General features: G+C 38.0%; 10 protein-coding genes. 4 read left to right on the forward strand and 6 right to left on the reverse strand.

Annotated elements, in window-relative coordinates:
• The first annotated feature begins 18 nt into the window (after positions 1-18).
• The gene (locus ACN1CD_RS07105; protein ID WP_419130048.1) at positions 19-435 is read left to right on the forward strand and encodes a helix-turn-helix transcriptional regulator; all 417 of its coding nucleotides are present in this window, start codon (positions 19-21) and stop codon (positions 433-435) included.
• Positions 436-572: 137 nt separating this feature from the next.
• Here ACN1CD_RS07105 and ACN1CD_RS07110 read toward each other — a convergent pair whose 3' ends face one another.
• Positions 573-2,156, reverse strand: a complete 1,584-nt coding sequence (locus ACN1CD_RS07110; protein ID WP_419129694.1) for a peptide chain release factor 3 — start codon at positions 2,154-2,156, stop codon at positions 573-575.
• A 527-nt stretch (positions 2,157-2,683) separates the two neighbouring features.
• Here ACN1CD_RS07110 and ACN1CD_RS07115 point away from each other — a divergent pair.
• From ACN1CD_RS07115 to ACN1CD_RS07125, 3 genes are all read left to right on the forward strand, one after another.
• Positions 2,684-4,954, forward strand: a complete 2,271-nt coding sequence (locus ACN1CD_RS07115) for a helix-turn-helix domain-containing protein (RefSeq protein WP_419129696.1) — start codon at positions 2,684-2,686, stop codon at positions 4,952-4,954.
• Positions 4,955-5,005: 51 nt separating this feature from the next.
• Positions 5,006-5,383, forward strand: coding sequence for a GxxExxY protein (locus ACN1CD_RS07120; protein WP_419129697.1), 378 nt, complete (start codon positions 5,006-5,008; stop codon positions 5,381-5,383).
• A gap of 309 nt (positions 5,384-5,692) precedes the next feature.
• A complete protein-coding gene (locus ACN1CD_RS07125; protein WP_419129699.1) occupies positions 5,693-6,298 on the forward strand; it encodes a SprT-like domain-containing protein in 606 nt (201 codons plus the stop codon).
• Between the two features lie 83 nt (positions 6,299-6,381).
• On the opposite strand, the gene ade is transcribed toward ACN1CD_RS07125, so the two are convergent.
• From ade to ACN1CD_RS07150, 5 genes are all read right to left on the reverse strand, one after another.
• The gene (gene ade / locus ACN1CD_RS07130) at positions 6,382-8,049 is read right to left on the reverse strand and encodes an adenine deaminase (RefSeq protein WP_419129701.1); all 1,668 of its coding nucleotides are present in this window, start codon (positions 8,047-8,049) and stop codon (positions 6,382-6,384) included.
• Positions 8,050-8,119: 70 nt separating this feature from the next.
• Positions 8,120-10,096, reverse strand: coding sequence for an alpha-ketoacid dehydrogenase subunit alpha/beta (locus tag ACN1CD_RS07135; RefSeq protein ID WP_419129702.1), 1,977 nt, complete (start codon positions 10,094-10,096; stop codon positions 8,120-8,122).
• Positions 10,097-10,115: 19 nt separating this feature from the next.
• Complete coding sequence (locus ACN1CD_RS07140; protein WP_419129704.1) at positions 10,116-10,358, reverse strand: DUF2442 domain-containing protein; 243 nt, start codon at positions 10,356-10,358, stop codon at positions 10,116-10,118.
• Positions 10,348-10,581, reverse strand: coding sequence for a DUF4160 domain-containing protein (locus tag ACN1CD_RS07145; RefSeq protein WP_419129706.1), 234 nt, complete (start codon positions 10,579-10,581; stop codon positions 10,348-10,350). Before ACN1CD_RS07145 ends, ACN1CD_RS07140 begins: the two co-directional genes overlap by 11 nt.
• Before the next feature lie 66 nt (positions 10,582-10,647).
• A complete protein-coding gene (locus ACN1CD_RS07150; RefSeq protein WP_419129708.1) occupies positions 10,648-12,036 on the reverse strand; it encodes a LutB/LldF family L-lactate oxidation iron-sulfur protein in 1,389 nt (462 codons plus the stop codon).
• Between the last annotated feature and the right edge of the window lie 15 nt (positions 12,037-12,051).

Genomic DNA, 12,051 nt, shown 5'->3' on the forward strand with positions numbered 1-12,051 from the left:
AGAAACCGTTGGTTTCTCATCTGTAAAGCCAAAAAATGGCCAGGAATCTTGAATCTGGCTTTAGATCGGATCATTGAATTTCAGGAACTGCCTAATGAAGTTTTTTTTGCCTACGAAGGAATAGATTTTGATCGTTATTATTCAGATTTAATTGGTGTAACAAAAAGTGAACGGGATAGGGCCCAGAAAGTTGTCCTTGAATTTACCAATGAGCACGCACCCTATGTGATGACCAAACCATTGCATCAATCTCAGGTAGTATTAAATCAGAACGAAAAAACAACCACTTTTAGAATAGATGTGGTATTAAACTATGAGCTGGAACGAGAAATTTTGGGTTTTGGCGAATGCGTTAGGGTGCTTTCGCCACGATTATTAATTTCCAAAATAAAAGGACGATTGGAGCAGAATTTCAAACAGTATGAAACCAATTAGTGATTGAATTTTGAATAATTGAAGGAGAGAATATAGGTAGCTATGCAGGCATTCTCTCATTCAAAATTCTTTCATTTAATAACGCTGTTATTCACTCACGCTTTCATTCAATCACTCTATAATTCATTCATTCAATATTAACTCTTAAACTCACTTGTTTTATGGAATTCGATATCTGGATAATCTTGTTTTGTTAAGTTGATCATGTATTCGCTATCGGCTAAATATACTGGGTTGGCTTCTTTATCAAAACCAATATGCTGTTGTTTCCGTTTCACAAACTCTTCCAGTTTTTTCCTGTCGGATGAAGTTACCCAGCTCGAACGGGTGTAGCTCAAAGTCCTGAAACGACATTTCGCACCATACTCATGCTCCAATCGGAAATTGATTACCTCGAACTGAAGCTCACCAACGGCACCAATCACTTTCCTGTTTCCGGGCTGCATTACAAATAATTGCGCCACACCTTCATCCGTTAATTGCTCTATGCCTTTTTCCAATTGTTTGGTACGCATTGGGTCCATATTTTCTACCTCTTTAAAGATAGATGGAGAGAAACTCGGGATGCCTTTAAATTGTAGTTTTTCGCCCTCGGTAAGTGTATCACCGATTTTAAAGTTTCCGCTGTCGTATAAACCAACAACATCACCTGGCCAGGCTTCCTCTACAATACTTTTCTCGTTCGCCATAAAATCCATCGGGTTGGAGAATTTTAGTTTCTTATCCTGACGGGTATGGTAATAGAATTTATTTCGCTCAAACTTGCCAGAACAGATCCTTAAAAAGGCAATTCTGTCGCGGTGTTTAGGGTCTAAGTTGGCATGAATTTTAAATACAAATCCACTAAAATTTTTCTCTTCCACCAAAACATCACGCTCTTCAGCCTCACGTTGTCTCGGACTAGGTGCAATATCTATAAAGGTATCCAGTAACTCTTTGATCCCGAAGTTATTAATCGCACTTCCAAAAAATACAGGTGCAACTAAACCCTCCGTGTATAAATCCTTATCAATTTTGCCATAAATACCGTCAACTAATTCAACATCGTCTTTTAAATTGTTGATTTCGTTTTCTTTAAGGTAATTTAATAACGATGGATCATTCAAATCATTTGCCGCAACAACAGAATCCGTTACTTTGGTTTTATCCGAATTGAATAAATTTAAATGTTTATTATAAATGCTGTAAACACCTTTAAAGGTATGTCCCTGTCCGATAGGCCAAGAAAGTGGACATAAGCTAATGTTTAGTTTTTCTTCAATCTCATCCAATAAATCGTAAGCTTCCTTACCTTCTCTATCCATCTTATTGATGAAGATAATTACCGGCGTGTTACGCATTCGGCAAACCGACATTAGTTTTTCCGTTTGCTCTTCAACACCTTTCACACAATCAACCACCAAAATAACACTATCTACAGCTGATAAAGTTCTGTAAGTATCTTCAGCAAAATCCTTGTGACCCGGTGTATCCAGAATATTAATGCGTTTGCTACTATACTCAAAACCCATCACTGAAGTTGCAACCGAGATACCACGCTGTTTCTCAATCTCCATAAAATCGGAAGTATTACTCTGATTCGCCTTGTTCCGTTTTACCGCACCTGCCGTGTTAATGGCACCACCAAAAAGCAGGAATTTTTCTGTTAATGTGGTTTTGCCTGCATCGGGGTGACTAATAATGGCAAAGGTTTTACGTTTTTCTATTTCGGGGTGAAGCATAATAAAATTTTGGGTAAAAAAGGTGATGAAACCTGGTTAAAGGAATTTAACTGCGATAAGATTTGAATAATTTTGTTTCATCAGGCTGCAAAGATAAGAAAAGCTTTATGATTAATGGTTAAGTTGTTGTATTGTTTTATGGTAGGCTAAATCGACATTGGATAGTATTCATAATTTGAGAATAATAGCAGCAGGTCTTTTATTCATGTTGTCCGGCCATACATTTTATTTCCGATAGAAAAATCGGAGGCTGCCGTTAATGTCAGGTTTAGATCCTGTATTTCAGCAATTTTTTGGTCATTTATTTCTGTCTAATTTGTTAACTTAAACTTTAGTATTATAAGTTGGTAGATACTTATTTTGATCTTCATTGTATCTTTTTAAGTAAATTTTGCTTTGTTTTAGCCGTTAAGTGAAAAAATTATCCACTTGAAATTAAAATTTCTAACTTTTCATTGTTTAATTTTGTGCTAAAATGTTTAGCTTTATTCATCCCTCCGTTATTGTAAACTAAAATTTTACTGCCGATGCCCACTTTAGAAGAAACTTCTATGCCAGCAGAAATTGCTGCAAAATTTGTGAATTATACCTCGAAACATGTTTTTTTAACCGGAAAAGCAGGTACAGGTAAAACTACTTTCCTGCGAAAGTTAATTCAGCTTACACACAAGAAAGCGATGATTTGTGCACCTACCGGTATTGCTGCAATCAATGCTTCGGGGGTTACTATTCACTCTCTTTTTCAGTTGCCGTTCGGTGCATTTTTTCCAGATGCAGCAGCAAATATTATTAACCAGAACATCACTTTTAATTTCAATACACCAAGAACGATTGTGAAGCATTTAAATATGCAAGGCAATAAAAGGCGCATGATTCAGGAATTGGAATTGCTGGTGATTGATGAGGTGAGTATGCTTAGGGCAGATATGCTGGATGCTATTGATTTTACCTTGCGATACATCCGCAGAAATCGGAATATACCCTTCGGAGGTGTTCAATTGCTCTTTATTGGCGATTTACACCAGTTGCCGCCAGTAGTTAAAAATGACGAATGGCGGGTAATGGCTGGCTTTTATAAAAGCATTTATTTTTTCGACGCACTTGCCTTACGGGAAAATCCGCCAGTGTACATCGAATTGGATAAAATTTATCGTCAGGCTGATTCGGTATTCATCAACCTGCTAAATAACCTTCGGAATAACCAGATTACTGCCGAAGATACCGCGCTGTTAAGGCAACATTATAAGCAGGATTTCAAACCACAAGCTGATGATAATTACATCACCTTAACCACTCATAATAATAAAGCGGATACCATTAACAGGGAACGGTTAACGCAATTAAAAACTAAATCTTATTTCTTTGAAGCCAAAGTTACCGGCGACTTCAACGAATATGCTTACCCTAATGATAAAAGCCTTGAGCTTAAAGTTGGCGCACAAATTATGTTCATTAAAAATGACATGACAGCCGAAAAGCGATATTATAACGGTAAAATTGGCGTGGTGCACCACATTGAAAAGGATGTGATCGAAATTGAACTCCCTGAAGAAAAAACAGTTATTACCGTTTCGCCATATACCTGGGAAAATGTGAAATATAAACTGAATGAAGCAACTAACGAAATAGCTGAAAATGTTGCCGGGTCTTTCGTACAATATCCAATTAAGCTGGCTTGGGCAATCACGGTGCATAAAAGTCAGGGTTTGACATTCGATAAGGCGATTATTGATATTGGTGATGCTTTTGCCCCAGGCCAGGCTTATGTAGCGCTTTCGCGTTTGCGCTCGCTAAATGGTTTGGTATTAACCTCGCACCTGCGGGAAACGGGTTTGCAACAGAATCAGAATATCCATTACTTCTCTAAAACCAAGCAAACTAATGAGGTGCTGAATCAGCAAATTAGTTTTGAGAGTTATGACTTTATCAGAACCTATTTGTTATCAGCTTTTGATTTGAATCTCGTTAGGTATTACCTTAAAGAACATGTGCAAACATTTGATAAAAGTGAAGCGAAATCAACCAAACAACGTTATGATGATTGGACGATGGAGCTCTATCGCGACTTTCAGAAAATAACCGCTACTGCCGATACATTTATCAACCAACTTAAAAATCTTTTTGTTGAGCAAACTGAACATACTTTATTTAATGTTTCAAAAAGGGTAGGGGCTGCTCTAAAATATTTTAATCCGTTAATTAAAGATGTTTCAGATAAGTTATTGGCCCATATTGAGGCTATAAAAGCTGAAAAACAAATTAAGACTTATTTAACAGAATTGCTTGAGCTGGAAATTTTGGTTTATGAGCAGTTGAAGAAAATGCATAAAAGTAAAGCCTTATTGCAGGCAATTATTGATGGGAAAGAATTTAGCAAGGCTGATACAGATGCATTGCTGAATATTTCTGAGCGTAACCAACAATTACAGAAAGCCATTCAGTTGAAAGGTGAAACACTTAGAGTGAAATCACCAGTGGAGAAAAAGAAGAAAGAGCCAAAGGTTGATACGAAATTGATCAGTTTTGAGCTTTATGAACAGGGCAAAACATTAGAGGAGATAGCAAAAGAACGCGGGTTTTCAGTTGGAACTATTGAAGGGCATTTGGCATATTACGTTTCTACACAACAACTGGATGTTTCTAAATTGGTTAAGCCAAATAAAATCAAAAACATAGCAGATGCAGTGGAAAGCCAGAAAACAAAGTCTATGGCAACGATTCGGGAGTTTTTAGGGAAGGATTATTCTTTTGGGGAGATTAAAATGGTGTTGGCTTCGTTGTTTCCATCGGAGGAGTAGGTTTTTTTACCACCGAGTCCACGGAGTTAAGGCACAGAGAACAAAAAGAATATGAGAGAAGATTTATTAACAAGAACAATTATAGGTTTAGCCATTGATATTCATATAGCTCTTGGTCCTGGTCTTCTAGAGAGTGCGTACAAAGAATGCTTGTACTATAAAATTGCAAAAGCTGGATTTATTGTTGAAAGAGAAAAAGTGATGCCATTAATTTTTGAGGATGTCAAATTAGATTGTGGTTATAGAATTGACATTTTGGTTGAGAATAGTTTGGTGTTGGAATTGAAGTGTGTAGAAAGCTTAGCAGATATTCATCTGGCACAGACCTTAACATATATGAAATTAGGCGGATTTAGATACGGTTTGCTAATGAATTTTAATGTTCAAAGATTAAAAGACGGGATAAAACGAGTTGTAAATGGTTATTGATTATTGCGCTGTTTCTCTGTGCAAATCTTCGTTCCCTCTGTAGTTAAATTTTGATCATTGGATGGCATGAAATCACTATAAATGTTTTAATCTTAAAAGATGGAATAAAACGAGTTACAAATGGTTAATGATTATTGCTCTGTTTCCTCTGTGCAAATCTTCGTGCCCTCTGTGGTTAAATCTCGATCCATTGGATGGCATGCAGATTAAGGTATATGTTTTAATCTTAAAAGACGGATTAAAAAGGGGGTAAATGGCCTATAACTTTTCTTTTTTCTTTGTGAAAAACTTTGCGAACTTTGCGGTTAAATGGAGAAAGTCAATGTTCTAGCACAGTATATGCCTGCGGAAGCAGCAACGCTAATTGCAAGGTGGATAGATTATTTTCAGTGTGAATTCAAAATTTCTAAAACCCGATCAACAAAACTTGGCGATTACCGCCATCCATATCGTGATAAAGGCCATCGGATTTCAGTTAACTTCAACCTTAATCATTATTCATTTCTCGTGACCACAGTACATGAATTTGCACACTTATTAACGTGGAACGATTTTAAGAATAAAGTGAAACCACATGGCTCAGAATGGAAAAAGAATTTCCAGCGGATGATGGTCCCTTTTTTTGAAATGAATGTATTTCCTGAGGATATACACAGGGCAATTAATAATTACATGTCTAATCCTGCAGCATCAAGCTGTTCAGATTTACACCTTTCCCGAGCTTTAAAAAAATATGATTCGGGTAAAAAGGAAACATTACACCTGGAACAGTTACCCGTGAATACCAATTTTAAAATTAAGGATGGCAGACGGTTTACCAAAGGTGAACGGATTCGAAAGCGATACCGATGTGTGTGCTTAGAAGATAAACGGATCTATCTTTTTAATCCTTTGGCGGAGGTTTTTGTTGTATAGTATTTGGATGGTTTGGTTTTTAGTTGTTTGGAGACTTATAAATTAAGTAACCTGCCTGCCCAAATTACTAAACAACTAACAAACTAATAAACCAACAACCTAAATTCATCACCATCAAATAAACCTTTATCACTCAACTTAAGCCTGGGAATTACCAATAAAGCCATGAAAGAAAGGGTCATGAAAGGTGCTTGAAGAGTGGAACCTAAATCCTTCGCGAACTTATCAATAGCAGTATAACACTCTGCAACCTGATATCCATTGTGATTACTCATCAACCCAGCAACTGGTAAAGCTAAAACTTCTTCTTTTATGCCGTCCAAGGCAACTACGCCACCTTTTTCTTTGATAATTAGATTTACTGCTTCACAAATGCTTTGGTCATTTACGCCAACGGCAATAATATTATGGCTATCGTGTGCTACGCTAGATGCAATAGCACCCCGCTTCAATCCGAAATTTTTAACGAATGCAATTGCAATGGGCGCATCATGATAACGGTTAACCACCACCATTTTTAAAATATCATTTTCTACATCGCTAACAATTTGATCATTAAAAACTTTAGGTTTAGCCGAAAGCTTGTTTGTAATCAATTGACCATCCAAAGCTTCAATCGCAAGAATTTCATCCTGGCCTGTAAACGGGAAAGTAAAATCACTTTCAGTTTTAAAGCTGCAGCCGAACTGATTTACAGCTTCCTGATCATTAAAATGTTTCACCCAATTGCCCTGAACCTGTCTATTCTCAGCCAGTAAAATACCGTTGATATAAGTCTGTCGGATCTTAAAGTTTACCAAATCTTCTGCAAGAATAAAATCTGCCGCGTCGCCAACCCTTAAGGCGCCAACATCTAGTTTGTAATGAAGGATAGGGTTAATGCAAGCGGCCTGTAATACATTAAATAGGTCAATTCCTTTGGCAACCGCTCTCGAACATAATGCATTGATGTGGCTTTCCACCAAACTATCAGGATGTTTATCATCACTGCAAAACATCATCATTTCCGGCCAGTCATTTAACAGATCAATTAGCGCCTCGAAGTTTTTAGCGGCACTTCCCTCACGGATTAAGATTTTCATTCCCCTTTGCAGCTTATCCAAAGCTTCTTCAGCAGTGAAACATTCGTGATCGGTAGAGATCCCGGCATCGATATATTGCTGAACGGCGTCGCCTCGTAATCCCGGAGCGTGACCATCTACAGGCTTACCCAGTTCATGTGCGGAAGCAATTTTCCTGAGCACCTCTTCATCCTGATGAAGTACGCCAGGAAAATTCATCATTTCACTAAGGTATTTTATCTCCGGACGTTCCAAAAGTGCCCTCACGTCATCAGGATTTAATTCAGCGCCAGCGGTTTCGAAAATAGTTGCAGGTACACAACTCGGTGCACCGAAATTAAATTTGAAAGGAACGGTATTCCCATTTTCGATCATAAATTCTACACCTGCCATTCCGCAAACATTGGCAATTTCATGCGGGTCGCTGATGGTTGCAACGGTTCCATGTGTTACTGCTAAACGAGCAAATTCACTTGGAATAAGCATGCTGCTTTCGATATGAACATGACTATCGATAAATCCTGGCAAGATAAAAGGTATTTCATCTTTAGCTTCAGCGATTTTTGTAATGGCCGTTATTTTTCCGTCCTCAACCTCCACTTCACCAAAGAAAATGTTTCGATTGGTGATATCAACTATGTTCCCCTCGACTTTAAAATTGCTCATTTGCTGTTTGTATAAATTAGCCATGGAAGCACAGATTGACACGGAATTAAAATTGATATCTTCAGTGATTTCTGTATTTCCGAGGCGAAAGTATTTAATATTTTAATAATTTATCTATCGTTTCTGCTAATCTCGCTTTAGCCAGGAAATCTTCTTCCAGTACCTTGCTCATGGGAATTGCTGTATCTAAACTGGCACAGCGCATTACAGGAGCATCCAGATCAGAGAAACAATGTTCTCCAATCCATGCGGAGATTTCTGAACCAAAACCATTGGTTAAAGTATCTTCGTGTAAAACTAATACCCTTCCGGTAGATTTTACGGCTAGTGCTACCGCTTCCTTATCCCAGGGTTGAAGTGTTCTTAAATCAATTAAAGTTGCATTGCTATCTGGATTGTTTTTCAGGTAATCTAAAGCCCAATGAACACCTAAGCCATAAGTAATGATTGTGAACTTACTCCCTCTTTCTAAAGTAACCGCTTTGCCGATTTCTGTAGTGTAATAACCATCTGGAACAGGAGCGGCTAAACTTCTGTATAAATATTTATGTTCAAAATAGAGCACGGGGTTTGGATCTTCGATCGCGGCCAATAACAACCCTTTAGCATCTTCCGGAAAAGCCGGATAAACAATTTTTAATCCAGGTGTCTTGGTAAACCATGCTTCGTTGCTTTGTGAATGAAACGGACCAGCACCCGTTCCGGCACCTGTTGGCATCCGAACTACAACATCAGCCTTTTCTCCCCAACGGTAATGGGTTTTGGCTAAATTGTTCACAATTTGATTAAACCCAACCGTAACAAAATCTGCAAACTGCATCTCTATCACTGCCTTGTATCCGTTAATGGATAAGCCCAAACCTGCACCCACAATCGCAGATTCGCAAATAGGAGTGTTTCTAACTCTTCCATTACCATACTTGGCAACAAATCCATCCGTAATTTTGAAAGCACCGCCATATGCTGCAATATCCTGTCCCATCAACACCATATTAGGATATTTTTGCATGGCTAAATCCAAACCATCCGTAATGGCATCTAAATATCTTTTTTCGGATGTAGATTCGCCATGGGTGATTACTTTTTGTTCGTAAGGAAAATACATATCTGCTACTTCCTGGACTGAATTTACTTCAGGTTCAGGCTCATCAAAAGCTCCTTCGACATCTAGTTCTATGTCTTTTTTAATTTGGATTTTTATATCTATAATGGAATCAGATGTTAAAATATCTTGCTCGATTAAATAGCATTCGTAATTGTTTACTGGGTCTTTCTTTTCCCACTCATCAAATAATTCCTGCGGTACATATTTAGTTCCTGATGCCTCTTCATGGCCACGCATTCTGAAGGTAAGGCATTCTACCAGTACCGGACGCGGATCTTTCCTGATTTCATTAGCCAATTGATTGATCGTATCATATACCTCCAGGATATTATTCCCATCAATTTGAACACCCTCAATGCCATAACCAATGGCTTTGTCTACCAGATTTTTACACCTGAACTGCTCTGATTTAGGTGTTGATAAACCATAGCCATTATTTTCAATTAGAAAGATGACAGGTAAATTCCAAACTGCTGCAACATTAACAGCTTCGTGAAAATCTCCTTCGCTTGTTGCGCCTTCACCTGTATAAACTAAAGTTGCTTTTTGCTTATTGGCTAAAACATCGGCCAGGGCAATTCCATCTGCTAAAGCCATTTGCGGACCGAGATGAGATATCATCCCAATGATTTTATAATCTTGTGTGCCGAAATGAAAAGATCGGTCGCGGCCTTTGGTAAAGCCTGTAACTTTACCCTGCCATTGCGCCATTAATTTTTTTAAAGGAATATCACGTGAGGTGAACACCCCAAGGTTACGGTGCATGGGCAAAATGTATTCATCGGGTTGCATGGCCAACGTAGAACCTACTGCAATAGCCTCTTGCCCGATGCCAGAAAACCATTTTCCGATTCTGCCCTGGCGCAAAAGCTTAAGCATTTTATCTTCAACCATTCGGGGATAAAGCAATCTTTTGTATAAATCCAATAAAAATTTGTCGTCTTTATCTCCGCGATTGAATTGCATATGGGATTGTTGCTAAAAGCTATTTTTTTTCTAAAGCTGACATTTCATTGGTATAACTGAAAAAACCCTCATAGCTCAAATCTTCATCAAGCTCTTCCCAGTGAATTCCGAATGGGGATAAGCTAAAGTTTTCTAAAAGGGCTTTTGGTGCTTTGGAAAGTCGCGGAAACCAACTCAAAGGATGGCTTCTGATTTCACCTTTATTTGTTTCAATAGAAATACTATCATTTTCGATCCACACTTTAGAGATGTTATTTTCCATGATATTCATTCCATTTATTAATTATAATTTCCTTGTTCTCTTCAATTAATGCTAAAGACAGGCTGATATCTTTATTCTTTAGCCCCCGGTTTGATATCAATTTGATCTCTTCAACTTCAAATTTTGCTTCTCCATCCGCGTTTCTCACATGAACATGAATAGGTAAATGTTCATTTGAATAAAAGAAAAATCGCAATCCAAATACGATAAAAAGTGTTGGCATAAGATCAATTTATCTCTAATTTAAGCAATTGAGTAGAAAAGAAATATAATCTTGCTAATATTATTTCTATGACTCCTTACTTTTCTTCAACTCCTCCCACTGTTTGGCGAAAGATTTATCGGCTACTTTTGGCATTTCACGGTATTTCCCCCAGCTTTTCTTAAAGAATTTTTTCAGCATAAAGTTTTTAAACTTCCCACCAAAAAAATCCATCCACTTACGTTTTTGCATCATTCGGTTAAACATTCCCCAGCCCATCTCTTCCACTTTGCCATTTTCATGAGTGGCTGCTGCATCTCTGCGATTGAGCAATAACATTTTGTGAATATCAATTTTAACCGGGCAAACTTCAGAACATTTTCCACAAAGACTGGATGCATAACTTAAATGTTTAAACTCTTCCATGCCTTTCAAATGCGGCGTAATCACTGAGCCAATGGGTCCGCTGTAAGTGGTGTTGTACGTATGGCCACCTATGTTTTTATAAACGGGACAAGCATTTAAACAAGCACCGCAGCGGATGCAATATAACCCCTGGCGCTGGTCTTTTTGGGCCAATAAATTGGTGCGTCCGTTATCCAGAAGGATTACATACATTTCCTCCGGGCCATCAGTCTCATTAGGTTGTCGCGGTCCACTTAAAATGGTATTATAAACAGTCAGATTCTGACCTGTTCCATGAGAGGCCAGCAGAGGCCAGAATAAATCCAAATCAGCCATCGATGGAATGATCTTCTCAATACCCACTATGGCAATATGAATTTTAGGGAAAGTGGTACTCAGCCTTGCATTACCTTCATTTTCTGTGATGGCGATACTGCCGGTATCAGCAATTAAGAAGTTGCCACCACTGATTCCAATATCTGCATTCAGGTATTTATCGCGAAGTAATTCTCTGGCTTTTTGAACGAGCTGTGGCGGGGTTGCATCGATAGGCGTGCCGAATTTATCGTGAAATAACTTTGCAATATCTACTGCACTTAAGTGCATGGCTGGCGTAACAATATGATATGGCGCCTGCCCAAGTAGTTGAACAATGTATTCGCCTAAATCACTCTCTAAAGATTCGATTTGATTACTTTCTAAGAAATCATTTAAATGAATTTCCTCAGTGGTCATCGATTTGGATTTGATGACGGTTTTGCCATTATTTCTTTTAATGATGTTTAAGATTTCTCTTTGCGCTTCTTCCGCATCATTAGCCCAAATCACTTTACCACCCCGGCGCTGAAAATTTGATTCAAATTCAGGCAAGAATTTATCAAGATTCTCCATCACACGCCATTTTACAACATGTGCTTTTTTCTTAGATGCTTCGAGATTTTCGAATTTTGATAATCCGCGTTCAACAGCCGTATTGTACTTTCCAATATTAAAATTTATGGTTTTACGATGCGGTAAATCGAAAGCTTTCTCATCAGCTTTCTCTAAAAATTCCTCTGCAGTTTTCATCATAAATCAAAGATAAGA

The organism is Pedobacter sp. N23S346 (genome assembly GCF_048515415.1).
Classification (GTDB): Bacteria; Bacteroidota; Bacteroidia; order Sphingobacteriales; family Sphingobacteriaceae; genus Pedobacter.